The following is a 25,741-nucleotide window of genomic DNA, read 5'->3' as shown; positions in this document are numbered from 1 at the left end:
CCGGGGAAACCCGGCTTTTTTACGTTTAGTGGTAGTTAATTTTGAACAGCACCACGGTTTCAAATGGTCCGGACTGGATCGCTTTTCCCGGCACCGGCGTCAGCTCAGCGGTATAGGTCTGTTCGTACTGCAACGTACTGCCGGTAAAATCGGCATACTCATCGTATCGGTTAAAGGTGTAGGGCTGCGTTCCGTTCAGGATGCGTAATTTCAGGCCGTTACCGATGAGCAGGGCGGTATCTTCTTCGCTCAGCATCTCGTTCGTATAGAACGACGAATCCATTTTAAACCCATCGGAACACTCGGCGTCCTGTATCTTGGTCGTTCTGACCGAGAACGTGCGCGTTCGCTTTCCCTGATTCATTATGTCGCGAGCGCTGAACGTACCAAAATCAATCTCCTGATTTTCCGGATAGATGCTGAAGGTCGCCCCGCAGTCCAGCACGGTGATATTGTTCAGGCCATTAATATGATACTTCAGGTTTTTCGCATCGGACATCTGGTTGACGCCGCCCTTGCCGTCGAACTGCACCACGATATAGTCCCCGAGCGTGCTGACGTAGCCGTGCGGCGGCATGACCTTGATTCTGACGTACAGACGAAAGCGCACGATGAACGTGCGTGAGGTGTGAATGTCGTTCGCATTGCCGGAACAGATGCGGTTCTCCCAGCCCATTTGCTGGATTTGGGCGGGGGTATAGATAGTGATCTGTTTGTTATCAAGGCACTGGGAGGTATCAACCCCGTTGGGTTGCCCCGTCGCATCGTAGTCAATCCCTTCATAGGTTACGCCGAGTTCGTAGTAGGGATCGGACGCCGACGGGTAGGGGTTAACCCAGGCGTAGATGTCCTCTTTTTCAAAATTACTGGTGGTGTTGTGGTCGCAGGTCACAGGGACTTTGATATCGTCAGATTCCCATATCTTTTCCCCCACCTGCGCGTTGCTGGGAATGGCAAAAGGGGAGATCGTTTTTGTCTCCTCGACGGGCCCGCCGGAAACGCCGAGATAGCAGTCAAGCGCCAGCGCCTCTCTGACGGGCAGAAGGGCGAACAGCAGCAAAAACAGACAATTAACGAGCTTGCGCATTGTTTTGACCCTTCCGCTCGCTGAGCTGGCATGGCGCCTTACCCGCACAGGTAACGTCCACTTTTTTCAGCGCGCCGTAATCATCAATGTAACCCACGCTGTAGTAGCTCCCGTGGTAGTCGCCGGTAGAGGTGGACGCCGTGGCAAACGGAGCAATCATCAGGCTGTCGAAGCCCGGCAGCTGGGTTTTCGCATTTTTACTCAGCCACGCGAGTGTGATGTAATAGGGCGTGGGGTTATGTACGCTGAGCCCCGTTGCGGTGGCGGTAATTTCCATGCGCATTTCGCTTTGATCACCCGGCTTTTTGGTGATGGCTTTTGGCCGCCAGAACAGCTTAATGCGGCTCTGCATCGCCACCTGCATAACGCTGCGCGCCTCGCTGGCGCCGCTTTTGGGCGGAACTTCTCGCAGGTTGAAGTAAAACAGCGACTCTCTGTCCTTCGGCAACTGCCCAACCGCTGCCTGCTTCACAATCCTGACCTGCGATGACGCGCCCGCTTCTATGCGCTGAATGGGCGGTAGCGCCATGAAGTGGCTGTCCTCTTTGCGCCCGTTTTCGTCTTCAATCCAGGAAAGCGCCAGGTAGGGTAAGGTTTTGCTCTGGTTATCGACTTTCAGGCTGCTTGCCTTGTCCCCTTCGGGAAAAACGATCCGCGTGCGGTCCAGGTTAATGGCGGCATGCGCGTTCAGTGCGGTGCCGAGCAATATCAGGCTCAGGGCCTTGAATGGGGTGAGTTTCATCATGGTTTCTTACTGGCAAGGCAGCATGAGCTGCATACTGTTTTCAAGGTGAGAAGGTAACGAGAAGCGACACTGTTGGTTGTCTCCCCACGTGACCAGGAACTGTTGCTCAGGCTGGACGGCGCCCAGCCAGACGCGGCCCTCCTCGGCGACCATGCCGACCTGCAGGCCGTTATCCTGCAGGCGGACCAGGGCGCCGAGCGGCGGTGTCCCGGAAGGCGTTCGCAAAATGCCGGCAATATCGTTACCGGCTCGGGTCGCGATTTGACGATAGCCGATGGCACCTTCTGTCCAGGTGGAAGTGACCACCCGCGTATCGACGTCAACGCCGTCAGGCAAATTGTTCATGTTGACCCGCACGCTGGCCGGGGTATAGCTGGATAACGACGGCAGAACGCCGATACCCGACGCGTTGGTTTCGTCATGCGATACGTTCAGCGGGATATGGCCCACGCCGTCAGTGCTGACCATGACGCGTGGCTCATTGCCGTAGCTGCGACGGTGCAGGGCAAACCCTTTCGCCGTCCCGGTAAACGATCCGTTCCAGCTGGCGCTCATTGAGTTGTACTCATTCGCCTTATAGCTGCCCGAGACGTTGAGATCCCCCAGCGAAGAATAGTGCTGATAGTTTCCGCTGAACTGTGCGCCCGCATCGGCTTTTTCGCTCTCGGTGCCAGCAGAAACGCCCCAGGTATTGTTCCGGTCAGAAGTATCGTACCAGGAGACGCTCTGGCTCAGGCTGTCGCCGTTGCGCAGGTCGTAGTTCAGGCGATGGTCAGGATCGAGCGGCACGCTCAGCGAGAGATAAAACTGGTTATCGTCCTCTTCATCATCTTCGTAATGGGTTCTGCTCAGCGACAGGGTCAGGCCAAGGTTTTTCCAGCGGCCAAGGTCGAAGTTATAGCCAGCGGTGACGCTGCCGGTCGTGGAAGGCGAGTCGTCCCACCAGGTTTGGCGCAGCATGCTCAGATAAAGGTTTAGCGAGAGGGCCGATATGTACTGACTGGCGGTGACACTGAGGGTCTGTTTTTCCGTCTGGCTGTCGCTGTTGTCGTTATCCAGATAGCGCGCATAGCTCAGGAACTGACGGTCCGAGTAGCGGTAGCTCGCCAGCGTAAGCTGGCTACCGGTGGTGTCGAACCGTTTACTGTAGTTAAAACGGTAGCTGTAGCCCGTCTGCGGATCCGCGCCCGGCAGCTGGCTGGTGGCCCGGGTGATATCAAACGAGAGCGCGCCCAGATACGCCATGTTTTGTCCCAGCCCGGCGGCCAGGGCGCGGTAGTGGTCACCATCGGCCAGCGTTCCGCCATAGAGCGAGGTTTGCGACAGCATGCCCCAGGAAAACTCGCCGCTCATGAAGGTACTGTCCTCAACGTCATGCGATGCGTCCTTTCGCGGCTTGCCTGCCGCCAGCTTGTAGCGAACCTGGCCCTGACGCGTCAGGAAGGGAACGGATTCGGCGGAGACCTGGAACGTACTCACCCGGCCATCTTCTTCCGTCACCTTCACGTCGAGCGTGCCCTGCACCGACTGGTTGAGATCCTGAATGATGAACGGGCCCGGCGGGACTTTTGTTTGATAGATGACCCTGTCGGCGAGGCTTACGGTGACCGTCGCGTTGGTTTGGGCAATGCCGGAGATTTGTGGCGCATAGCCGCGCAGTGACCACGGCAGCATGCGCTCATCGCTGATAAGCGACGCGCCGGTGTAGGTGAAGGCATCGAAAATCGACGACTGGAAATCCGTCTCGCCGAGCGTCAGCTTTGCGCCCATGGTGGGGAGGGGGCGGAACATATAAACGCGCGAGAAGCGCCCGTTATGCTCTGAACCGCCGTCCGCGTGCGTTTGGTTGTATTGATAATCGCTGCGCAGCCGCCAGGCGCCGACGTTCGCGCCCGCCGTGCCGTAAGTGTTGGCATTATCTGAACTGCTGCCGCTGTTGGGCTGGTAGTGGCTGGCAAAAAGATTGTAGTCCAGCAGGACGCCCGCCACGCCGTTATCCCAGGTTGACGGCGGCATCCAGTCGGCAGAACGGTACTGCAGCCACGCCTGGGGAATGGACACGTTTAGCGTCTGGCTTGCTTGTTCAAAGGTAAAATGAATGTCCGGCAGCGGGGCGAAGTCTATACAGCCCTCTTTTTCAGTGAGCGATTCCCGTATTTTATCCTGCAGGCCGAACGTGTCGGCCAGTTCGGCGGGAATACAGACCTGAACTGCATCATTCACTTTTTTCCACGTTAACTGCCAGCCGTTTGCTAAGGGGGTGTCATTAATTGAAATCGTAACAAAATAACGACCGGGGACGACGGAGGCGCGATCTTTAAACTGTGTTAAATCGACGCTGTTGCGCTGATCTTTATCGATGGCATTAATATTAAATTCGGTACCAGAGGCGACTTTCGTCATTAACAGGGCGGTAATGATGATTATGCATGTTGATTTATGTTTCATCATCCTGTTGCTCAAGGTAAATATAAAATGCCGACTGGCATAACGAGCCAGTCGGTAGATAACGAGGTAAATTCGAATTATTTATACGCCAGCACATAGTTTGCGGTGGCTTCAACCTGACCCGGCGTTGCCGTTTTGCCGCTCAGCACTTCCATCTGCGCCTTAAAGTGCAGCGTCTGGGTGGCGGAGCCTGCCAGCAGGGTAACTTCACTGGCGCTACCCAGGGTGATGTTCGCTTCCGCATTATCCAGCAGACGGACGCCCACGTTCTGCGCACCGCTGGCATAGGTGTTGGTCATCAGGCTGGTATCCGTTGTATCCGTGGCGGAGCTGGTGAACGTGACGTCAACCTTGGTGATTGGGGTATCGGTTTCATCGCCTGGATCGTCCAGCTGGCAGTTTTCCAGGTTGATATCTACCGCAACGGGAGACGATTTTTTATTGGCATTAATAACGGCAGTCGTAATTTCACCCAGATCGACTTCTTTATCAACGCTATCAGGAGCAATGCTGCACGGCGCATCAATCACCACCCCTTTGAATTTGATCTTGCCTGAGCCTTGTTCTGCAGCCAATGCCGATCCAGAAATAAGCGTGGCCATTGCCACGGCTAAAAGCACTTTTTTTCCTGTAAACATGAAAATATCCTTTTTCAGTTGAATTCATATCCTGAATATTAATCAGAATATTGCCAGGAAAGTATATCGATCTCCGGCGGGGTAATGCGATTAACCACGCTTAAAAATCATTGTAGATATAATTAAAATATAAATACGGGTTATTGTAAGTGGATGAATTTCAAGAAGTGTAAATTATAATGCCGGATGCATTGTTTAGTGTTATTACGCACAGTAATGTTCAATAAAAAACTTGATTTTTTTATAAGGAAGGAGGCGTGGCGTATATTCCGTAAAAAGTTATTCCTTTAACAAATAATAGGCGCCTCTGTTTCAGGAGGCGCCCGTCATGTCAGCCAATGCCTGCGGCCTGAAGTAAGACCAGACTTAGCCCCATCACCGACATCCCGCACAGGACGCCATAGCTTGGGTTGTTGTTTGGATCGATCTCTTTCGCCAGCGGCATTAGCTCGTCTACCGACAGCGCAACCATAATCCCCGCAACCGCGGCCATAATGGCAGCCATGACGACCGGCGAAACCAGGCTACCGAGGATGAGCCAGGCCAGCACGCCGCCAAGAATTTCCGCCATGCCGGAGATCCCGGCCCAGAAGATTGCCGTGCGCTTTGAGCCCGTAGCGGCATAGACCGGACCGGCCACCGCGAGTCCTTCTGGAATATTGTGCAACGCCACCGCCAGGGCGATGCCGAGGCCCATTTCCAGGTTGCTGCTGGCGGTGACATACGTCGCCACGCCTTCCGGGAAGTTGTGCAGGCTTATACCGAGCGTCAGCAAAATGGCGGTGCGCTTAATGTTGCGCGGCGCGGGCGTTACGTTTTTTTGCATTAAGTCCTGAGGGTGCGCGTGGGGCAACATGCGGTCGAGCGCGAAGTATCCCAGCAGGCCAACGACAAACATGCCGTAGCCCAGCAGCGGAGACATGCCTTCCGTGCCCAGCGCCGCAGGGAGCATCTCCATCAGGGAGATGAGCAGCATGATCCCGGCAGCAAAGCCCAGCGAGAAGGCCAGCACGCGGTTTGACGGCTTCTGACCAAGCACGCCGAGGATCGCGCCGATGAACGTCGCGGCGCCCGCCAGTATGGTCAGGATCAGAGGGACTGACATGCATTGCTCCTTGTGATAATGATTCTCATTAATATAAATGATTCATTTCTGGCAAAGCGAGGGGCCAACCCCGGCTTTACACATTCCTTACATTCAAATTTCCTGATGATGATCTTCACGCTTATCTGCGTTCATCTTTGTCCGATTGCGCGTAATGTAGCACCATTAAATTGACACCTTCTGTAAGGATATCATCATGACTTCATCCCGTATGCCAGCCCTGTTTTTAGGCCACGGCAGCCCAATGAACGTTCTGGAAGATAACGTCTATACCCGCGCATGGCGTCATCTGGGCGAGACGCTGCCGCGTCCAAAAGCGATTGTGGTGGTATCCGCGCACTGGTTCACCCGCGGCACAGGCGTGACCGCCATGGAAGCGCCAAAGACCATTCATGATTTTGGCGGCTTCCCGCAGGCGCTGTATGACACCCACTATCCGGCCCCCGGCTCGCCTGAGCTGGCACAAAGGCTGGTGGAACTGCTGGCGCCTGTTCCGGTTGCGCTGGATAAAGAAGCCTGGGGTTTTGACCACGGCTCGTGGGGCGTGTTGATTAAAATGTATCCTGATGCGGATATCCCGATGGTGCAGCTGAGCATCGACAGCACCAAACCGGCCGCCTGGCATCTGGAGATGGGCCGTAAGCTGGCAACGCTTCGTGATGAAGGCATCATGCTGGTGGCAAGCGGCAACGTGGTGCACAACCTGCGCACGGCACGCTGGCACGGTGAGAATACGCCTTACCCGTGGGCGACCGCTTTTAATGACTACGTTAAAGCGAACCTGACCTGGCAGGGTCCGGCTGAGGCACATCCGCTGGTGAACTATCTGGATCATGAGGGCGGTTCGCTCTCTAACCCGACGCCGGAGCATTTCCTGCCGCTGCTGTACGTGCTTGGCGCGTGGGATGGCCAGGAGCCGGTGACGATCCCGGTCGACGGGATTGAGATGGGAAGCCTGAGTATGCTGTCGGTACAGGTAGGGTGAAAATATGCCGGGTGGCGGCTTCGCCTTACCCGGCCTACAGGTCGAGCGTAGGCCCGGTAAGCGTAGCGCCACCGGGCAAGTCTTACTCCACAAAAATATGCGGGTAGAACCGCGACAGATCCTGCGTGATCAGCGCGCGATCTTCGCGAATGCCAATTCCGGCAGGTTGATCGTTAATGAGCCAGCTGCCAATTAGCGTATAGCTGTCGCCAAATTTCGGCAGTTGATAGAACGCCTGGACGATCATCCCTTCCTCGCCGTAAGGCCCTTCAACCGCTTCCAGCGTTTTACCGTTTTCGATGATCGACACGTTCGCGCCTTCGCGGGAGAAGATCGGCTTAACGACGTATTTCTCCATCTGCGGGTAATCATCTTCCGCAAAGTACGCTGGCAGCAGGTTAGGGTGATTCGGGAACATCTCCCACAGCATCGGCAGCAGGGCCTTGTTGGAGATAATGCTCTTCCAGGCCGGTTCCAGCCAGCGCACGCCCGCGTCTTCCAGCTTGGTGGAGAACATCTCGCGCAGCATATACTCCCACGGGTAGAGCTTGAACAGGTTGCTGATGACCTGATCCTGCATGTCCGTAAACTGACCTTTTTCACCCAGGCCGATATCCTCGATATAGAGGAACTCGGTCGCCACTTCCGCTTCGGCGGCGCAATCCTGCAGATACTGAACCGTGCCACGATCTTCTTCCGTGTCGCGGCAGCAGGCGAGATGCAGCAGGTTGAAGCCAAACTGCTCGCGCAGCTCGGCAAAGCGCTCGATCAGCTTCTCCTGCAGGCTGTTGAACTGGTCGCTGCCTTCCGGCAGGTTTCCGGCGTTCATCTGGTCTTCCAGCCAGATCCACTGGAAGAATGCCGCTTCATAGAGGGAGGTTGGCGTATCGGCGTTGTTTTCTAAAAGCTTCGGTTCACCCACGCCGTCCCACGCCAGATCCAGGCGAGAGTAAAGCGAAGGCTGATTCGTTTTCCACGACTGGCGGACAAAGCTCCAGGTGTGCTTTGGAATGCGGAACTTGGCCATCAGCTCGTCGCTGTCGATGACTTTTTCCACCACCTTGAGGCACATCTGGTGCAGCTCAGCCGTGACCTCTTCCAGCTTCTCAACCTGGGCCAGGGTGAGCTTGTAGTAAGCGTCTTCACACCAGTACGGCTCGCCGTACATGGTGTGGAAGTTAAAGCCGTACTCGGTGGCTTTTTCGCGCCAGTCCGGGCGCTCGGTAATACTGACTCGTTCCATGATCAGCCGCCCATTGAGCGAGTAGAGGTGCCTGATGCACTGCGCTGCATGCTGGTCTGTTTCGCCACAGACTCACCGAACCCGCCGCGGGTGATGGTGCTGGTGGTCGCAGGCTTCGGCGCCATCGCGGTTTTCGGTACGGTTACGGTGCGGCCCGGAGTCGCTGCGCCGTAGCCTTTACCGCTGGCATCGGTATATTGACCGTAAGCCGGGCTGGCCGGGTTTTTCGAGCTAAACAGCGGCTGCTGCTGGTAGCCCGCGCCGCCGCCCATCAGACGGCCCATCATGTAGCCTGCCATCAGCGGCATCCAGAAGCTGCCGCTGGACTGCGCCTGTGCCTGATTTTCAGGTGCCGTGCCTGCCTGAGCCGGTGCCTGCTGGCACTGACCTTCACCAAATTCCGCTACGCAGTCTTCGCGTGAGGCATATTTCGGCGCGGTGCGTTCCGCTTCTTTCAGCGCGTTGGTGTAGGCCGTTTTACATTCGGCCGCTTTGCCGGTTGCGGCGGAGCAGTCGTCCGCGTTTTGATACAGCGAAACCGTTTCATCGTTTTTCTCACAGCCTGCCAGCATAAAGACAGCGGTAACCGCCAGCGCAACAGGGGTGAGGTGACGTGCGTTCCAGCTCTTGCGGAACGACGCGTGATTGATCGTTTTTGTCCGTTTCATGTTTGTCTTCCAGGACCCAGTGGTAATAACGCTCAGGATAGAGGATGAGTGGTTGAAAATGAAGCGAAGAGGGGCGGAATCAGGGGGATCTTTACGTTGGCTTACGTTCGGATGTGATTTTGCGCCGGGTGGCGCTGCGCTTACCCGGCCTACGATTCAGTAGGCCCGATAAGCGAAGCGCCATCGGGCAATGCTTAGTTACGGAACGGATTATTGCCCTTGCTGGCAGGCGCTGTGGTGCGCGCGGCAGCAGGCTGTGCAGCAGGGGTAGTGCTGTTAGCGTTGAAGTTATCAACCGCGGCAACCTGCTCCGGGTTCTCCGGTGCAACGCTGTCCGGAGAGGTGGAGACCGGCTTGCCCAGTGCGCTGTTCAGCATCTGCAGGTCTTGCTCGTTCAGCGTACCCAGAGCCTGCTTAATGTTCAGCTGGTTAATCAGGTACTGATAACGCGCGCTGGAGAGCTGCTGTTTCGCGTTGTACAGCGTGGTGGTCGCGTCGAGCACGTCAACGATAGTACGTGTACCAACCGAGTAACCCGCTTCCATCGCGTCCAGGGAGCTCTGTGCAGACACAACGGCCTGTTTATAGGCGTTGATGCTGCTGATTGAGGCGTTCACGTTGTTGAAGGATGAACGTACGGTCTGCACCACGTTACGATGGGCGCTTTCCAGCTGCTCGCTCGCGCCAACAAAGTTGTACTGCGCCTGTTTCACCTGAGAGTTAACCTGACCACCCTGATACAGCGGCAGGGAGAAGCTCAGGCCCACCTTGTTCTGACCCATATTGCTGTCGTCATACTGGGCAGAATTGGTTTTAGAGCCACTGTAGGTGGTGTCAGAAACGCCGGTAGAGGCGCTCAGGCTCAGGGTTGGCAGATGGCCGTCCTGCGCCTGACGAATCTGCTCGCGGGCCAGGTCCTGGTTCAGACGCGCCTGCAGCAACGTCAGGTTGCGGTTTTCCGCCTCTTTCAGCAGGGCGTTAACGGCCTGCGGCTTATCCGTTTTGAAGCTGTCGACGTTCAGGGAGGCCAGCTCAGGATAGTAGTTCCCGGTCACCTGGCGCAGGGATTCCAGCGCGTTGTCGAGGTTATTACGCGCGGTCACTTCGTTGGCCAGCACGGTGTCGTACTGTGAACGGGCGTTCTGCACGTCGGTGATCGCCACCAGACCCACGTTGAAGCGCTGGGTGGTTTGATCTAACTGACGGTAAATGGCCTGTTTCTGCGCTTCGGTGTAGGAGAGCGCGTCAATGGCGCTCAGCACGTTGAAGTACGCCGTAGCTGTGTTCAGGATCAGCGTCTGCTGGTCGGTCTGATAGGTCACATCCTGGATGCCCGCGCTCTTTTCCTGCAGGGTCAGGGCACGCCATTTGGACATATCAAACAGCGTCTGTGTTAATTGCAGTGAGGCACTGGTAGCATTGGAGTTTACGCCGTTAGCGTCGCGGAAACCGTTGCTGTAGGTATAATCTGCACCTAACCCTAACTGTGGCAGCAAGGGGCTACGCGCTTCGTTAATCTTTTCAAACGCAGCATCACGATCGGCCGCTGATTTACGTAAATCAGGGTTGCCCAGACGTGCCTGCTGGTAGACCTGTAACAGGTTTTCCGCCTGGCTCATTGCACTGAAGCCCGTCAGGCTCAGGCCGATAAGGATGGGGAGCAATTTCTTCATTTGCATTCCTTGTTGTGAAGCAGTATTAGCGCTGATCTAATTAAAAAATAATTGCCGATTCTAACAGAATCATCCACACCAAAAGGTTGGCGTTACGTGCCATCTGGCGGTAATTTGCACCAATCTACCATATAGCCTTACAAACGGCAGCCAAACAGCCTTGAAATTCACAATTTCATCACCATTGCTACCAGGACTCGACTCATGCAAAAACCAGAAAAGTTGCCCGTGACATTCGCCAAAAACGATGTAGAAATTATTGCACGAGAAACGCTTTATAGCGGTTTTTTTTCAATGGATCTTTACCGTTTCAGGCATCGCCTGTTTAACGGTGAAATGAGCGGCGAAATCAGACGCGAAATTTTTGAGCGCGGGCATGCGGCAGTCTTGCTACCCTTTGACCCAGTGCGTGACGAAGTCGTGCTGGTGGAGCAGATCCGCATCGCCGCTTATGACGTCAGTGAGAGCCCGTGGCTACTGGAGATGGTGGCCGGGATGATCGAAGAAGGCGAGACGGTTGAAGACGTCGCCCGGCGCGAGGCGCTGGAAGAGGCGGGGCTGGTGGTGGGCCGCACCAAACCGGTGTTGAGCTATCTGGCGAGTCCGGGTGGCACCAGCGAACGCTTATCCATTATGGTGGGCGAAGTGGACGCCACGACCGCAGAAGGGATTCACGGTCTGGCTGATGAAAACGAAGATATTCGGGTTCATGTGGTGAGCCGGGAACAGGCTTATCAGTGGGTAGAAGAGGGGAAAATCGACAACGCAGCGTCTGTCATCGCCCTGCAATGGCTGCAGCTGCATTATCAGACATTACGAAACGAGTGGAAAAAATGAAGCGCTATACGCCTGACTTCCCAGAAATGATGCGCCTGTGCGAAACCAATTTTGCACAATTGCGCCGCCTGCTGCCGAGAAACGACGCACCCGGCGAAACGGTAAGCTATCAGGTGAGCAACGCGCAGTATCGATTAACGATAACGGAATCAACGCGCTACACTACGCTGGTGGAGATTGAGCAAACGGCACCCAGCATTAGCTACTGGAGCCTGCCGTCGATGACGGTACGCCTCTATCACGACGCGATGGTCGCTGAAGTGTGTTCAAGCCAGCAGATCTTTCGCTTCAAGGCGCGGTATGATTACCCGAATAAAAAGTTGCATCAACGCGACGAAAAGCATCAAATTAACCAGTTTTTAGCCGACTGGCTAAGGTATTGTTTAGCACATGGAGCAATGGCGATTCCGGTTTGTTAGCGTCATAAACCTACCTAAGGACACCATTTGGAAAGCCTGTTGAACCTGACTGTTGCTGGTGGGGCGCCAGTCAGGATATTACAAATCACCGATACCCACCTTTTTGCCGAAAAGCATGAAACGCTGCTGGGGGTGAATACCTGGGAGAGTTATCAGGCGGTACTGAGCGCCATTCACGCTGAAAACCGTGCATGCGATCTGATTGTCGCAACGGGCGATCTGGCGCAGGACCAATCTTCCGCGGCCTACCAGCATTTTGCTGAAGGCATCGCGAGCTTTAGCGCGCCCTGCGTCTGGCTGCCGGGTAACCACGATTTTCAGCCCGCCATGTACAGTTCTCTCCAGGATGCGGGGATTTCTCCGGCGAAATGTGTTTTTGCGGGTGAACAGTGGCAGATCCTGCTGCTGGACAGCCAGGTGTTCGGCGTCCCGCACGGTGAACTCAGTGAGTTTCAGCTCGACTGGCTGGAGACCAAACTGGCCGCTGAACCTGAACGTCACACGCTGCTGTTGCTTCATCATCATCCTCTGCCGGCGGGCTGCAGCTGGCTCGATCAGCACAGCCTGCGCAACTCCGCGGCGCTGGATCGCGTGCTGGCGAAGTTCCCGCGGGTGAAAAATCTGCTGTGTGGGCATATTCACCAGGAGCAGGATCTCGACTGGAACGGACGCCGCATGCTGGCGACGCCGTCGACCTGCGTTCAGTTTAAGCCGCACTGCGCCAACTTTACGCTGGATACCATCGCGCCAGGCTGGCGCTGGCTGGAACTGCATCCCGACGGCACGCTGACCACGGAAGTCTGCCGTTTGACCGGCGCACAGTTCCGCCCGGACACCGCTTCAGAAGGCTATTGATGTCTACGCTCCTTTATCTGCACGGATTTAACAGTTCGCCGCGCTCCGCAAAAGCGACACAGTTTCGCCAGTGGCTGAGCGCGCATCACCCTGACGTTGAGATGATTATCCCACAGCTGCCGCCTTACCCGGCAGAAGCCGCGGAAATGCTGGAATCCATCGTGCTTGCGCACGGCGGCGAAACCTTTGGTGTGGTCGGTTCATCGCTGGGGGGATATTACGCCACCTGGCTCTCGCAATGCTTTATGCTGCCCGCCGTGGTGGTTAATCCGGCGGTACGGCCATTTGAGCTGCTGCGGGACTTTCTTGGCGAAAACGAGAACCCCTACACCGGCCAGCAATATGTGCTAGAGTCACGCCATATTTACGATCTCAAAGTTATGCAGGTCGACCCGCTCGAGGCGCCGGATCTCATCTGGCTGCTGCAGCAGACGGGTGATGAAGTGCTGGATTACCGCCAGGCAGTGGCGTATTACGCCTCCTGCCGCCAGACGATAGAAGAGGGCGGAAACCATGCTTTCACGGGCTTTGAGAATCATTTCACCCAGATTGTCGATTTTCTTGGACTGCACAGCCACTGACAATCAATGCGAATTGCTAGTTTAAATCATGACGCAAACCTATAACGCTGATGCCATTGAGGTCCTCACCGGGCTTGAGCCGGTTCGCCGCCGCCCGGGGATGTACACCGATACGACGCGCCCAAACCATCTGGGCCAGGAAGTTATTGATAACAGTGTGGACGAAGCGCTGGCGGGCCATGCCAAACGCGTTGACGTCATCCTGCATGCCGATCAGTCGCTGGAAGTTATTGACGACGGGCGCGGCATGCCGGTGGATATCCACCCGGAAGAGGGCGTCCCGGCCGTTGAGCTGATCCTCTGTCGTCTGCATGCGGGCGGTAAGTTCTCCAACAAAAACTACCAGTTCTCCGGCGGCCTGCACGGCGTGGGGATTTCCGTCGTCAACGCCCTGTCCAAACGCGTGGAAGTGAACGTCCGTCGCGATGGTCAGGTCTACAACATCGCGTTTGAAAACGGCGAGAAGGTGCAGGATTTGCAGGTTGTCGGCACGTGCGGCAAACGCAACACCGGCACCAGCGTCCACTTCTGGCCTGACGAGAGTTTCTTCGACAGCCCGCGCTTTTCCGTATCCCGCCTGACGCACCTGCTGAAAGCCAAAGCGGTGCTTTGCCCGGGCGTGGAAATCACCTTTAAAGATCACGTTAATAATACCGAGCAGACCTGGTGCTACGCCGATGGCCTGAACGACTACCTGTGCGAAGCGGTAAACGGCCTGCCAACGCTGCCGGAAAAACCGTTCGTCGGCAACTTTAGCGGTGATACCGAAGCGGTGGACTGGGCGCTGCTGTGGCTGCCGGAAGGCGGCGAGCTGCTGACCGAAAGCTACGTTAACCTGATCCCCACCATGCTCGGCGGGACCCACGTCAACGGCCTGCGTCAGGGGCTGCTGGACGCGATGCGCGAATTCTGTGAATACCGTAATATCCTGCCGCGCGGCGTGAAGCTGTCGGCGGAAGATATCTGGGACCGCTGCGCCTACGTGCTCTCCGTGAAGATGCAGGATCCGCAGTTTGCCGGTCAGACCAAAGAACGTCTGTCGTCACGCCAGTGCGCGGCGTTCGTCTCCGGCGTGGTGAAAGATGCCTTTACCCTGTGGCTGAACCAGAACGTTCAGGCGGCGGAGATGCTGGCCGAAATGGCGATCTCTAGCGCCCAGCGTCGTCTGCGTGCGGCGAAAAAAGTGGTGCGTAAAAAGTTGACCAGCGGCCCTGCGCTGCCGGGCAAGCTGGCAGACTGTACCGCGCAGGATCTCAACCGCACCGAGCTGTTCCTCGTGGAAGGGGACTCGGCGGGCGGGTCGGCCAAGCAGGCGCGCGATCGTGAATACCAGGCGATCATGCCGCTCAAGGGTAAGATCCTGAACACCTGGGAAGTGTCTTCAGACGAAGTGCTGGCCTCGCAGGAAGTCCACGATATCTCGGTCGCGATCGGCATCGATCCGGACAGCGACGATCTGAGCCAGCTGCGCTACGGCAAGATCTGCATTCTCGCGGATGCGGACTCCGATGGTCTGCACATCGCCACGCTGCTGTGCGCGCTGTTTGTGAAGCACTTCCGTACGCTGGTGAAAAACGGTCACGTCTACGTGGCGCTGCCGCCGCTGTACCGTATCGACCTCGGCAAAGAGGTATACTACGCGCTGACGGAAGAAGAGAAAGCGGGCGTGCTGGAACAGCTGAAGCGCAAGAAGGGCAAACCAAACGTGCAGCGCTTTAAAGGGCTGGGCGAGATGAACCCGATGCAGCTGCGCGAAACGACGCTGGATCCGAACACGCGCCGTCTGGTGCAGCTGACGATCAGCGACGAAGACGAACAGCAGACCAACGCCATGATGGATATGCTCCTTGCCAAGAAACGTTCGGAAGACCGTCGTAACTGGCTGCAGGAGAAAGGCGATATGGCGGATATTGAGGCTTGATGCCCTCACCCTAACCCTCTCCCGCAGGGAGAGGGAATGGATCGTAGGCCCGGTAAGCGCTAGCGCCACCGGGCTTTTTTACATCAAAACTCCATCTTCACCGTAAACTGCACTTCGCGAGGGTCGCCAATCTGGTTGCCCAGGTTGTTGGTCGCAATGGACGAGGTGTAGTAGGTCTTATCAAACAGGTTCTTCACGTTGACCTGCAGCGTCACCGGATACTGCAGCTTCATCTTATAGGCCGCAAAGGCATCCGCCACAAAATAGCCCGGCAGATAATAATCCGCGCCGTTGGTCGCTGAACGACGGCTCACGCCGTGTCCGCCGCCGCCCAGCGTCAGGGTATTCCCCGCAAACGCATTATGAATGTCGTACGTCAGGAACAGGGAGCCGGTATGGCGCGGCACGTTCGGCAGCGGTTTGCCCGCGTAGTCCGGGTCTTCAAGCACCTTCGCGTCGGTATAGCCGTAGCTGGCGATAATATTGGTGTTCTCGGTCAGCGATCCGGCAAGATCCACCTCCACGCCCTGGGAGCGCACGCGGCCCGCGGTTTTGGCGATGGTTTCACCTCCCACGCTTTCGTTGTACAGCACGTTGCGTTTGTGGATATCAAACAGCGCGATATTGGCGGTAACGCCGTCGAACAGGTCGAACTTCGCGCCCAGTTCGTAGGCGTTTGAGGTTTCCGGCGGCAGGTCGCCAATGTAACTTGCAATGGACGACTGCGGCATAAACGTCTGCGAGTAGTTGGCAAACAGCGAGACGGATGGCGTGAGCTTGTAAACCAGCCCCAGCTTTGGCGTCCACTGTTCGTCGCGGCTGTCGGTGTTGACGTTGAACGGACGACCTTTACCCGCGTACTGGGTGTAATACTGGTAGCGCATCCCGGCGACGGCGATCCACTTATCCGTCAGGTACAGGGCATCCTGCGCGTAGGCCGAATAACTCTCCTGCTTGAGCGTCTGATCGCTGTCTGCGGCGGAGACGGTTGTACACTTGTTGAGTTTGCCGTAAACCGGATGGTAGATGTTGAAACCTTTGACGTTCTTACAGCGCATCATGTCCGTACGCAGCAAATCGTAATTCTCATACGACACGCCGGTCAGGATCTCATTGTAAAAGCCTGCAATATCGACATTCCCCTGCAGATCCGCGCGGGTGCTGTGCATGCGCTGGGTCGAGCCCTGGGTCGCATCCACGCGGCGGGTCAGGTTGCCGGTTTTTGCATCGTAGGCCATCACGCGGGCCTGGTTATCGCTGTATTTGTCCTGGCTGTAGCTGTAGTCGAACTTCGCGGTCCACTGGCTGTTAAGACGGTATTCCGCGTTCAACTGCGCCAGATCGGACTGACCATCGGTCACGTTAAACGGCTCGTCAAAGCGGGTTTTACGATCGACATCAACGGCCTTTTTGGTGTTGAGATCGAAGATCGTTCCGCGATCGAACGGCGTTTTATAGTCGCGATGCGAATAGAGCACGGTCACGGTGGCATCATCGCCGAACCAGGTGAGCGACGGGGCGATAAAGGTGCTGCGTTCGTTGCCAAAATTACGCCAGTAATCTTCGTCCTGATACTCACCCGTGAGGCGATACGCCAGACGCGTGCCGTCGATCGGGCCGGTCACATCGACCTGTCCGGTGCCGCCGCCAAAGCTGGAGGAGGTGGCGGACAGAGAACCACCGAAGGTTCTCTCCGGGCGTTTGGTGACGACGTTAATCAGGCCGCCCGGATCGAGAATGCCATACAGCGTTGAGGCCGGGCCTTTAAGCACCTCCACGCGCTCGGTGGCGGCGTTAAAGCTGCGCGGCAGGACGGTGCGCAGGCCGTTGGTCATGATCGAGCCGTCCCGGTTCGCGCCAAATCCGCGGCGCACGAAGGCATCCTGCGTACCGCCGAGGGTATTCGTCTGGACCACGTTGCTAACGTTATAGAGCGCTTCATCCAGCGTGGTGGCGTGCTGATCCTCCAGCACTTTATCGCTGACCGTATTCACCACCTGCGGGATATCCAGCATCGGCATGTTGGTCAGCGTTGCGGTGGAGGTGTTCAGCGGCTGGTAGCCGTTGGTGGCTTCCGCCGGCGTATTTGGATCGGCAGTGACGGTAAGCGTTTCGCCGTCTTTAGCCGCGGTGGTGTCCGCCGCCTGGGCCAGCGGCGCCATAAACAGCAGTGAAAAGAGCGCGCGCCCTTTTACCCCAGAGAGTGAAGGTGTGAACGTAGCCATTACATCTGTTATCCCAAAATATCCGTGAATCACCTTCACGGAAGAATGTGTGAGTCATTGCCCTTTTATGCTCTGCTCGTTAGCCAGAACCGGCATCGAACATGTAATTGAGAATCATTCAATCATGCGGGAATGTAGTAGTAAATGAAAAATGATAAAAATCGGCTACATGCATGAAACGCAACGGGAAAGTACAAGGGTAATTAATTATTTAATTGAAAAATAATGATTTATTAATTTTGTGGTCTGCACGGTAACGCTCCGTTACCCCTGGTTTTTTCAGGGTGTTTCTTCGCTTGACTACTACATGGCGTGGCGTCAAACTCTCAAAAGAGAATGATTTTTATTTATATTTGTTGCGCTTTTTTATTACGTTGGCGTTCACGTGGCTCACAACACAAAACAACCGGGACTGGTTCTGGAGAACCTCTCTGCGGGCTATCAGAAAAAAATCATCGTTGATGATATCTCCCTTGCGATCCCCCAGCAGAAAATAACCGTTCTGGTGGGCGCAAACGGCTGCGGGAAATCCACGCTGTTGAGCACCATTGCGCGGCTGCTCCAGCCGCTTGGCGGCGCGGCGGTTCTCGACGGCAAGGCGATCCACGAGCAGCCGACCAAAGCCGTCGCCCGCCAGCTTGGTATTCTCCCGCAGTCCCCGCTGCTCCCGGAAGGGTTAACCGTTTTTGAGCTGGTCTCGCGCGGGCGCTTTCCCTGGCAAAACGTTATGCGCCAGTGGAGCGACGAGGACGAACTGGCGGTGGAAGAGGCCCTGCGCCTGACCGGCACTGCAGAGTTTGCCCATATGCCGGTGGAAAGCTTATCCGGCGGCCAGCGTCAGCGCTGCTGGATCGCCATGGCGCTGGCGCAGCAAACGCCGTATATCCTGCTTGACGAGCCGACGACGTACCTCGATCTCCGCTATCAGGTGGAGATCCTGGAGCTGCTGCACGCCCTGACCCGCCAGCACGGGCGTACCGTCGTGGTGGTGCTGCACGATCTTAACTTTGCCGTGAACTACGGTGATTCCCTGGTCTTTTTACGCCAGGGAAAAGTCGAGGGGGTGTTACATGAAGGCGACGCCTGCACGCCGGAGCTGATCAAAGCGGTGTTTGATGTGGACGTGCATATGTCGATTAATCCGCTAACCGGCAAACCGTTCTTTATGCCGTTTCGCCAGAGCATTCAGAAGCCATGATGCGCATCTCTCTGGCTTTCCTGATTTTCACCCTGCTGTTGGCAATGGGGGCGATTGCTCATCTGGGGATCGGTGCACGCTTTATCGCCCCGCAAACGGTAGTGGAGGCATTCGTTCACTTCGACCCGCGCAATTTCGACCATAACATCATCATCAGACTACGGCTGCTGCGCCTCTGCGCCGCAATGGTGACAGGCGCCGCGCTCGGCGTGGCGGGCGTGCTGCTGCAGTCCGTGATCCGCAACCCGCTCGGCGAGCCGCATATTCTGGGGCTCAACGCCGGGGCAGCGCTCGCGGTGGTGATCGCCAGCGCGCTTGGGCTTTCGCTGCCGTTTGGTCGCCCGCTGATTGCCGCCGCTGGTGCCGCCGCGCTGTTTCTGCTGGTGCTGATGTTCTCCTCGTCCGGTCGCACCGGGTTCACGCCGATGAAGGTCACCCTGTGCGGCGTGGCGATGTCGGCGTTTGCCTCGTCGATTACCGCCGCGGTGTTAATCCTGGATGAACAGACGCTGCTCTCTCTGCGCACCTGGCTGGCGGGTGATATCGCCGGGATCAACGCGCAGATGCTCCAGAGCGCCCTGTGGGCTGCAGCCGCTGGTTTTGTTCTCGCTATCGGGCTGTCGCCCTCGCTCAACATGCTGGCGCTGGGCGACAGAATGGCGCAGGGGCTTGGCGTGTCGCTGCTGAAAACCCGCCTCCTTGCCCTGCTGGCCATTGCGCTGCTCTGCGGCACGGCCGTCTCCATCGCCGGACCGATTGGCTTTATCGGCCTTGTGGTGCCGCAGCTCATCCGCCGTCTGGTGTCGGTCGATTTGCGCGTGATGGTGCCGCTGTCGGCCCTGTGCGGCGCGCTGGTGTTGCTGCTGGCGGATATCGCTGCCCGCACGCTGTTTACCCCCTGGGAGCTGGCAACCGGCATCATGACGGCCCTGGTCGGCGCGCCCGTGTTCATCTTTATGGCGTCGAGGATGTTCAAATGAACCGGGCCGGACTCCGCGCGATCCGCGTTGGCCACCTGTCGGCGCTGATTCGCCCGAAAGCGCTGGCGTACCTGTCGCTTTTCGCGCTGGCGGCGCTAAGCCTGCTGGGCTTTGGCCTGACGCACGGTTCTCTGCCCATTCCAACCTCTGCCATCGGGCGCGCGCTGTTTTCGCCTGAAAGTCTGACGACGGAGACGCGCTACGTCGTGATGGATATCCGCCTGCCGCGCCTGCTGATGGCGGTGCTGTGCGGCGCGATGCTCGGCATGGCGGGGGCGGCGATGCAGTCCATCACCCGCAACGGTCTGGCTGACCCGGGGCTTATCGGCGTGAAGGAGGGCTGTAGCGCGGCGGTACTGCTGCTGATTTTTCAGTTCCCGGCGCTGAGCCTGGCCTGGCGTCCGCTGGTCGGCATGGCCGGTGGGCTGCTCACCGCGCTGCTGGTTATCGTCCTGGCGCGCGATATCTCGCGCCCGCGGTTCATCCTGATCGGCATCGGCGTGTCGTGGGCGTTTGCCGCAGCGATGGGCGTCTTTATGACCACCGCCGACGTGCGCGACGTGCAGACGGCGATGCTGTGGCTGGCGGGAAGCCTGCATGCGGCAAACTGGACGCTGGTGGGCCTGGCCGCACTCTGGGCCGCCCCCGCGTTTGCGCTGCTGTTGTTTACCGCCCGGGCCGCGGACGTGGCGTTGCTCGGCAATCAGGCCGCTACGGGCCTTGGCGTGCGCACAACCCGGCTGGCGCTGCTGCGGGTTCTCGCTCCGGTGGTGCTGACGGCGGCCTGCGTCTCCTGCGTGGGCAGCATTGGCTTCGTGGGGCTGATTGCCCCGCACATGGCGCGCCTGCTGCTGCGCGGTGGGCAAACCGCGCTCCTGACGGGAAGCGCCGTGCTGGGGGCGCTGCTGGTGCTGCTGGCGGATAACGTCGGACGTCTGGCATTCCTCCCGCTGCAGCTGCCGGCGGGAATTGTCATTTCATTGATTGGCGGACCGTTTTTCCTGCTGCTGCTCTGGCAGCGTCGGGACAGATTTTAGGGGATTATGATGCGCGTACTGTTTTCGATGCTGTTGCTGGTGGGGTTCGCGGTGAGCGCGGCGGAGCCGACGCAGGTCTTTACTGACGATCTGAACCGAAAGGTGGTGGTGCCGGTGCACCCGAAACGGATTGTCTCCTTACACGATCTGGACATCACCATTCCGCTGATTGAGCTTGGCGTGCCGCCGGTGGCGAGCCATGGCCGCACGCGGCCGGACGGCAGCCATTTTCTGCGATCCAGCGGCATGTTGACCGGCGTCGACTTCGATAATTCCGATATCAAATTTATCGGCACGGCGGATATCGACATCGAAGCCATCGCCGCCGCCAAACCTGACCTGATCGTTACCGAGCCGACCCGCAACACGCCGGTGGAACAATTAGCGAAAATTGCCCCGACGGTGAGCATCGATCATCTCGACGGCGGCGCGCCAGAAATCTACCGCAAGCTGGCGCAGCTCACGGGCACGCAGGCAAGGCTAAACATTCTGGAACGCCGCTATCAGGAGCAAATCAAGGCGCTGAAGGCGACCATCGACACGCGCAAAATCACCGTATCGGTGATTCAGGCCAATCAGGGGAAAATCAACGCCATGCACAGCTACCACTCGCTGGGCCGCGTTCTGCGCGACGCCGGATTCAAATTCCCGCCACTGATTGAGTCCATCCCGGAAGGGGGGCGCATCGACGTCAGCGCCGAGCGCCTGCCGGAGCTGGATGCCGATTTCGTCTTTGCTACCTGGCGCGGGGATACGGGGGGGAAACCGCAGGACGAGCTGGCGGCGATGGAGGCGGTGATGCCGGGCTGGTGTCAGTTCCTGACTGCCTGCCGCACCGGGCACTACGTGCTGATCTCGCGTGAAGAAGCGATCTCTAATTCGTTTGCATCATTAGGGCTAATGGCCGCGCAGGTGCAGTCACAGATTGCCGGGCGTCCGCTGCCGGAGGCCTCACGGTGATCCGCAAAGAGAAGGGGCGCGTGGATGTCTATGGCGACCGCTTTCGCGCGCGGGCGCATCAGCTGACGCCGCGTCTGCTGCAGGTCGCACGCTATATCCATGACAACCGCGAAGCGGTGATGGAGCAGACCGCCATGGAGATTGCCGCCGTACTGAAAACCTCGGATGCCACGGTGGTCCGCGCCATACAGGCGCTGGGGTTCGCCGGGCTGCGCGATCTCAAGCAGACGCTGGAGCAGTGGTTTGGCCCGGTGGTCACCTCCAGCGAAAAGATGTCCACCACGGTGAACACGCTCGCCAGCGACGTCAACGCGAGCATTGATTTTGTGCTGGAGGGACATCAGCACACCTGCGAGGTGTTATCCGAGCCCCACAACCGCTACGCGATGGCGCAGGCGGTCTCACTGCTGGCGCAGGCAAGGCAGGTCGCCATATTTGGCATTGGCGCCTCCGGCATTCTGGCCGAGTACACCGCCAGGCTGTTCAGCCGTATGGGGTTACCCGCCACGCCGCTCAACCGTACCGGGATCGGGCTTGCCGAGCAGCTGATTGCGCTTCAGCGCGGTGACGTGCTGGTGATGATGGCGCAGAAATCCGCGCACCGGGAGGGGCAAACCACCCTGCGTGAAGCAAAACGTCTGGGCATTCCCACCATCCTGCTGACCAACGCCCTTGATTCGCGTTTCAGTAAGGAGGCCAGCGTGGTGATCCACGTTCCGCGCGGCGGTGAAAAGGGTAAAATCCCGCTCCACGGCACGGTGCTGCTCTGTCTGGAGATGATCATTTTGTCCGTCGCCGCCACCGAACCGCAGCGCGCCATCAAGTCAATGAAGCGCATCAACGAGCTCCATCGCGGGTTAAAGCCGGGGAAGAAAAGCAGCTAAAAACAACAAAGCCCGGTGGCGCTAGCGCTTACCGGGCCTACGGTTCAGGTTTTGTAGGCCGGGTAAACGCAGTGCCACCCGGCAAATTCCACGAACTTAAACCCCTTGCTCCAGGATGCGGATGTGGGTTTCCAGCACGTCGCCCTTCACCGCGTCGCTCCACGCTTTCATGTGCGCGGTCTGCAGATGCGCTTCAAGATGCGCGACGGTTTCCCACTGCTCAACCATGATGATCGAGTCCGGCGCGGTCGCCTGGAAGCTGGCATCAGTGGCGGCATCCACCATCGGCGCGTAGCCGTGGCAGCCTTCTTCTTTCAGTACGGTCGGGATGATTTTCGCGAACTGATCCAGCACCGCCTGGCGGTGATGTTGACCTGGACGAGTACGGATTTCTGCGATAACGGTAAGCATGTTTACTACTCCTTTAATTCCAGGCTACCAGTTAAGCAAAAATTTCCGCGAGATGCTTGCGATATTCTGCGATATAGCGCGGGACATCAGGCATTTTAATCACGTCGTTAACGATAAAGGTCGGCAGCGGATCCATGCCCAGGAACTGATTCGCCTTGTGGAACGGCAGATAAGCACCGTCTACGCCCACGCCTTCGAAGAACTGATCTTTCTCGGTGAAGGCTTCCAGCGGCGCGTTCCAGGTCAGTGACAGCATATATTTTTTGCCCTGAATCAGGCCGCCTGAACCGTATTTTTTGGACGCGTCAGAGCGGGTGCGGCCATCGCTGGCATACAGCGAACCGTGACCTTCCGTGAACACGTCGTCCATGTATTTTTTCACGGTCCACGGCGCGCCCATCCACCAGCCTGGCATCTGCCAGATCACCACGTCAGCCCACAGGAAGTTCTGCACTTCGGCTTTCACGTCGTAGTGGCTGTCTGCACGCACGACCTTAACATCATGCCCGGCGTCGCGCAGGAAACCGTCCGCGACCTCGGTCAGGGTGTCATTCAGCTGGCCTTTAGAGTGCGCAAATTCTTTTGCACCGTTAATAATCAGAATGTTGCTCATTTTTTGTCCTCGACGATGAGAGTATGCCGGGTATTCTACGCGCGAGGACGGAGCGGAAAAATGAGCAAAATGTGCAAAGTCTTTTGCTGGAGATGCAATAATCCGTTACCAGCTGACCTTCACCTCAAAGCCGCCTTCCGCCGCATTGCTCAGCGAGACGCGCATCCCGTGCAGCGCGGCAATGCGCCTGACGATAGAAAGCCCCAGCCCGCTGCCCGTGGCGTTCTGGCCCGGTGGACGATAAAAACGCTCGCCGATGCGCGCCAGCACCTCGGGGTCAACGCCGGGACCGTTGTCGCGCACGCTAAAGCTACGCGCGTTCAGCGTCACGTCCACCACGCTGCCGCGCGGACTGTAGCGGATGGCGTTGTCCAGCAGGTTGCGCACCAGCAGGCTGAGCAGCAGGGGCTGCCCCTGACGTTTGACCTGCGGGGCATGGTTGTTGAGGCGAATATCAATCCCTGCCTGCTGCGCCGGATGCCAGATATCCAGCACCGCCGACTGCAGTAAGTCGGCAAGCGTTATCGGTTCGACATCGTCAAGGTTATCCAGCGAGTCCAGACGCGACAGGGTGAGGAGCTGATCCACCAGCCGCGAAGCGCGGTCGATTCCCGCATGCAGCTGTGCCAGCGCTTTTTCCCGCGCCTGCGGATCGTCCTGCGAGAGCTGCGCCACGTCAGTTTGCACCTTCAGGGCCGCCAGCGGGCTGCGCAGCTCGTGGGCGGCATCGGACGTAAAGCGGCGCTCGCGGGTCATCATCTCCTGGGTACGTGCGAAGAGGTGATTCAGCGCGTCGAGCAGGGGGCGCACTTCCGTGGGCACACCCTGAAGCACAAGCGCATCGGTCGCATCCGGCGAGCGGGAGCGCAGGGTCTGCGCCAGCTTTTTGAGCGGCCTCAGCTCCCGGCTCAGGAGGAGAACCAGCAAAAGCAGCATCACCGGCAGCGCCACCAGCCAGGGCGTGAGCTGCGAGCTGACCACGTCCAGCGCCATATCCTGGCGGTACTCCCACTCCTGACCGACCACCACGCGGTATTTCCCGTCGGGTGAGGTCAGCCACAGGAAACGCCATTCGTCGTTGTCGTCCTGGAGCAGCCCGTTAGCAAACCCGTCGCGGCGATAGTGGTACGGAATATCGCGCCCGTTCTCGCCGTCGTTCAGCAGCATTTTGCCCTCGACGCTGTAAATGGCGAAAGCCAGCGCGTCGTCATCGAGACGGCCATGCTTCACTTTTTTCGGGATCTCGCGCATCCGCTCGGGGGCGCGGATCTCGTCCAGATCCATCGTCAGCAGCCGTTTGGCAAACAGCATCTGCTGCGTGTCGAAGAGCTTATCCAGCTTGTGGGTGGTCTGCTGCCAGGCCACCAGGCTGGCGGCAAACCATGCCGTCAGGGAGAGCGCTAAAAAGAGGAGCGTCAGGCGCAGCTTCAGGCTCAGGCGTTGCGTCAGCTTCATGCGTCACCCAGGGTATAGCCGATGCCGTGCACGGTGCGGATAAACTCGCTGCCAAGCTTGCGGCGCAGATGATGAACGTGGACTTCTACCGCATTGCTGGAGACGTCGTCGTCCCAGGTATACAGTTTTTCCTCAATCGTCTTGCGAGGGAGCACGCGGCCTGCATTGCGCATCAGCAGTTCCAGCAGCGCGAACTCTTTCGGCTTCAGCGTCAGCGGTTCACCGTCCTGCGTGGCGACGAGACGGGTCGGATCGAGCGTGACCTTGCCGTGGCGTAGCTCGCTATGCGTCTGGCCGTGGCTGCGGCGGACCAGCGCCTCGAGGCGGGCACCCACTTCAATCAGCGCGAACGGCTTGCAGAGATAATCATCCGCGCCAAGACGCAGACCTTCCACGCGCTGGTTAAGCGCATCCCGCGCGGTCAGGATCAATACCGGCTCGCTGCGCCCGCTTTCGCGCCACGCGCGCAGGATGTCCAGACCGTCGATTTCCGGCAGCGTCAGATCCAGCACCACGGCATCATAGGGCGCAGACGCGAGCGCGGCCTGACCGGTTTTACCGTCGGTAAACCAGTCCACGCTAAAGCCCATTTTGCTTAAACACGCCCTGATACCGTCGCCGATTAACGTGTCGTCTTCTACCAGTAAAATGCGCATGTTCCCTCCTTGATGCCGTCAGTAAACCCTCTGTAAGCGCCTGCTGTACAGCAATAATAAATAAATTTTTCCCTTAAGAAGTTGTTAAGGATTACCCTGTTTAATGGACTGCGAAAC

General features: G+C 57.8%; 24 protein-coding genes. 11 read left to right on the top strand and 13 right to left on the bottom strand.

The window, feature by feature from the left end:
* Nucleotides 1-25 precede the first annotated feature (25 nt).
* The 5 genes from ACEPLT_RS19175 to zupT form a co-directional block, all read right to left on the bottom strand.
* Nucleotides 26-1,087 (bottom strand): type 1 fimbrial protein, encoded by a 1,062-nt coding sequence (locus ACEPLT_RS19175; RefSeq protein ID WP_032653455.1) that lies wholly within the window; start codon nucleotides 1,085-1,087, stop codon nucleotides 26-28.
* Complete coding sequence (locus ACEPLT_RS19170; protein WP_063616158.1) at nucleotides 1,071-1,829, bottom strand: fimbrial biogenesis chaperone; 759 nt, start codon at nucleotides 1,827-1,829, stop codon at nucleotides 1,071-1,073. Before ACEPLT_RS19170 ends, ACEPLT_RS19175 begins: the two co-directional genes overlap by 17 nt.
* Nucleotides 1,830-1,838: 9 nt before the next feature.
* On the bottom strand, nucleotides 1,839-4,283 hold the full coding sequence (locus tag ACEPLT_RS19165) for a fimbria/pilus outer membrane usher protein (RefSeq protein ID WP_115437271.1): 2,445 nt from the start codon (nucleotides 4,281-4,283) through the stop codon (nucleotides 1,839-1,841).
* A gap of 74 nt (nucleotides 4,284-4,357) precedes the next feature.
* Nucleotides 4,358-4,918: a fimbrial protein gene (locus ACEPLT_RS19160; RefSeq protein WP_032653446.1), complete on the bottom strand. Its 561-nt coding sequence runs from the start codon at nucleotides 4,916-4,918 to the stop codon at nucleotides 4,358-4,360.
* Nucleotides 4,919-5,249: 331 nt separating this feature from the next.
* Nucleotides 5,250-6,023, bottom strand: coding sequence for a zinc transporter ZupT (gene zupT / locus ACEPLT_RS19155; RefSeq protein ID WP_032653443.1), 774 nt, complete (start codon nucleotides 6,021-6,023; stop codon nucleotides 5,250-5,252).
* Between the two features lie 196 nt (nucleotides 6,024-6,219).
* Here zupT and ygiD point away from each other — a divergent pair, with 196 nt between their 5' ends.
* On the top strand, nucleotides 6,220-7,008 hold the full coding sequence (gene ygiD / locus ACEPLT_RS19150; protein WP_063616160.1) for a 4,5-DOPA-extradiol-dioxygenase: 789 nt from the start codon (nucleotides 6,220-6,222) through the stop codon (nucleotides 7,006-7,008).
* Between the two features lie 82 nt (nucleotides 7,009-7,090).
* On the opposite strand, the gene ACEPLT_RS19145 is transcribed toward ygiD, so the two are convergent.
* From ACEPLT_RS19145 to tolC, 3 genes are all read right to left on the bottom strand, one after another.
* Nucleotides 7,091-8,251: a glutathionylspermidine synthase family protein gene (locus ACEPLT_RS19145; protein ID WP_021242309.1), complete on the bottom strand. Its 1,161-nt coding sequence runs from the start codon at nucleotides 8,249-8,251 to the stop codon at nucleotides 7,091-7,093.
* 2 nt (nucleotides 8,252-8,253) lie between these two features.
* Nucleotides 8,254-8,919, bottom strand: coding sequence for a DUF1190 family protein (locus tag ACEPLT_RS19140; protein WP_008502972.1), 666 nt, complete (start codon nucleotides 8,917-8,919; stop codon nucleotides 8,254-8,256).
* A gap of 194 nt (nucleotides 8,920-9,113) precedes the next feature.
* On the bottom strand, nucleotides 9,114-10,592 hold the full coding sequence (gene tolC, locus ACEPLT_RS19135) for an outer membrane channel protein TolC (RefSeq protein ID WP_032675510.1): 1,479 nt from the start codon (nucleotides 10,590-10,592) through the stop codon (nucleotides 9,114-9,116).
* A gap of 204 nt (nucleotides 10,593-10,796) precedes the next feature.
* Here tolC and nudF point away from each other — a divergent pair, with 204 nt between their 5' ends.
* Genes nudF through parE form a run of 5 tightly spaced genes read left to right on the top strand, consistent with a single transcriptional unit; the run spans nucleotide 10,797 to nucleotide 15,205 of the window.
* Nucleotides 10,797-11,429, top strand: a complete 633-nt coding sequence (gene nudF, locus ACEPLT_RS19130; protein WP_008502974.1) for an ADP-ribose diphosphatase — start codon at nucleotides 10,797-10,799, stop codon at nucleotides 11,427-11,429.
* Nucleotides 11,426-11,848: a DUF1249 family protein gene (locus tag ACEPLT_RS19125; RefSeq protein ID WP_003862516.1), complete on the top strand. Its 423-nt coding sequence runs from the start codon at nucleotides 11,426-11,428 to the stop codon at nucleotides 11,846-11,848. The genes nudF and ACEPLT_RS19125 overlap by 4 nt, the downstream gene beginning before the upstream one ends.
* A gap of 27 nt (nucleotides 11,849-11,875) precedes the next feature.
* The gene (gene cpdA / locus ACEPLT_RS19120; RefSeq protein ID WP_008502975.1) at nucleotides 11,876-12,703 is read left to right on the top strand and encodes a 3',5'-cyclic-AMP phosphodiesterase; all 828 of its coding nucleotides are present in this window, start codon (nucleotides 11,876-11,878) and stop codon (nucleotides 12,701-12,703) included.
* A complete protein-coding gene (gene yqiA / locus ACEPLT_RS19115; RefSeq protein WP_032675509.1) occupies nucleotides 12,703-13,284 on the top strand; it encodes an esterase YqiA in 582 nt (193 codons plus the stop codon). Before cpdA ends, yqiA begins: the two co-directional genes overlap by 1 nt.
* Before the next feature lie 28 nt (nucleotides 13,285-13,312).
* Nucleotides 13,313-15,205, top strand: a complete 1,893-nt coding sequence (gene parE, locus ACEPLT_RS19110) for a DNA topoisomerase IV subunit B (protein ID WP_008502977.1) — start codon at nucleotides 13,313-13,315, stop codon at nucleotides 15,203-15,205.
* A gap of 83 nt (nucleotides 15,206-15,288) precedes the next feature.
* Here parE and ACEPLT_RS19105 read toward each other — a convergent pair whose 3' ends face one another.
* Nucleotides 15,289-17,430: a TonB-dependent siderophore receptor gene (locus tag ACEPLT_RS19105; protein WP_032675507.1), complete on the bottom strand. Its 2,142-nt coding sequence runs from the start codon at nucleotides 17,428-17,430 to the stop codon at nucleotides 15,289-15,291.
* A gap of 385 nt (nucleotides 17,431-17,815) precedes the next feature.
* Here ACEPLT_RS19105 and ACEPLT_RS19100 point away from each other — a divergent pair, with 385 nt between their 5' ends.
* The 5 genes from ACEPLT_RS19100 to ACEPLT_RS19080 are packed head-to-tail and all read left to right on the top strand — an operon-like array spanning nucleotide 17,816 to nucleotide 22,489.
* The gene (locus ACEPLT_RS19100; RefSeq protein ID WP_232927443.1) at nucleotides 17,816-18,628 is read left to right on the top strand and encodes an ABC transporter ATP-binding protein; all 813 of its coding nucleotides are present in this window, start codon (nucleotides 17,816-17,818) and stop codon (nucleotides 18,626-18,628) included.
* Nucleotides 18,625-19,608 carry a FecCD family ABC transporter permease gene (locus ACEPLT_RS19095; protein ID WP_232927442.1) on the top strand — a complete coding sequence of 328 codons (984 nt, stop codon included), beginning with the start codon at nucleotides 18,625-18,627 and terminating at the stop codon, nucleotides 19,606-19,608. The genes ACEPLT_RS19100 and ACEPLT_RS19095 overlap by 4 nt, the downstream gene beginning before the upstream one ends.
* On the top strand, nucleotides 19,605-20,645 hold the full coding sequence (locus ACEPLT_RS19090; protein WP_032675504.1) for a FecCD family ABC transporter permease: 1,041 nt from the start codon (nucleotides 19,605-19,607) through the stop codon (nucleotides 20,643-20,645). The genes ACEPLT_RS19095 and ACEPLT_RS19090 overlap by 4 nt, the downstream gene beginning before the upstream one ends.
* 9 nt (nucleotides 20,646-20,654) lie before the next feature.
* Complete coding sequence (locus ACEPLT_RS19085) at nucleotides 20,655-21,605, top strand: iron-siderophore ABC transporter substrate-binding protein (RefSeq protein WP_032676053.1); 951 nt, start codon at nucleotides 20,655-20,657, stop codon at nucleotides 21,603-21,605.
* Nucleotides 21,602-22,489 (top strand): MurR/RpiR family transcriptional regulator, encoded by an 888-nt coding sequence (locus tag ACEPLT_RS19080; RefSeq protein WP_008502983.1) that lies wholly within the window; start codon nucleotides 21,602-21,604, stop codon nucleotides 22,487-22,489. Before ACEPLT_RS19085 ends, ACEPLT_RS19080 begins: the two co-directional genes overlap by 4 nt.
* A gap of 96 nt (nucleotides 22,490-22,585) precedes the next feature.
* Here ACEPLT_RS19080 and ACEPLT_RS19075 read toward each other — a convergent pair whose 3' ends face one another.
* The 4 genes from ACEPLT_RS19075 to qseB all read right to left on the bottom strand — a co-directional run bounded on the left by ACEPLT_RS19075 (nucleotide 22,586) and on the right by qseB (nucleotide 25,624).
* The gene (locus ACEPLT_RS19075) at nucleotides 22,586-22,900 is read right to left on the bottom strand and encodes a putative quinol monooxygenase (RefSeq protein ID WP_008502984.1); all 315 of its coding nucleotides are present in this window, start codon (nucleotides 22,898-22,900) and stop codon (nucleotides 22,586-22,588) included.
* Nucleotides 22,901-22,931: 31 nt separating this feature from the next.
* Entirely contained in the window at nucleotides 22,932-23,513 is a 582-nt protein-coding gene (locus ACEPLT_RS19070; protein WP_014833281.1) for an NAD(P)H-dependent oxidoreductase, read from the bottom strand.
* Between the two features lie 105 nt (nucleotides 23,514-23,618).
* Nucleotides 23,619-24,968 carry a quorum sensing histidine kinase QseC gene (qseC, locus tag ACEPLT_RS19065; RefSeq protein ID WP_232927440.1) on the bottom strand — a complete coding sequence of 450 codons (1,350 nt, stop codon included), beginning with the start codon at nucleotides 24,966-24,968 and terminating at the stop codon, nucleotides 23,619-23,621.
* On the bottom strand, nucleotides 24,965-25,624 hold the full coding sequence (qseB, locus tag ACEPLT_RS19060; protein WP_447088307.1) for a quorum sensing response regulator transcription factor QseB: 660 nt from the start codon (nucleotides 25,622-25,624) through the stop codon (nucleotides 24,965-24,967). The genes qseC and qseB overlap by 4 nt, the downstream gene beginning before the upstream one ends.
* Between the last annotated feature and the right edge of the window lie 117 nt (nucleotides 25,625-25,741).

This window comes from Enterobacter sp. fkY84-1 (genome assembly GCF_052974705.1).
Note: the sequence above shows the minus strand (reverse complement) of the source record. Positions and strands in the feature narration are given on the sequence as shown.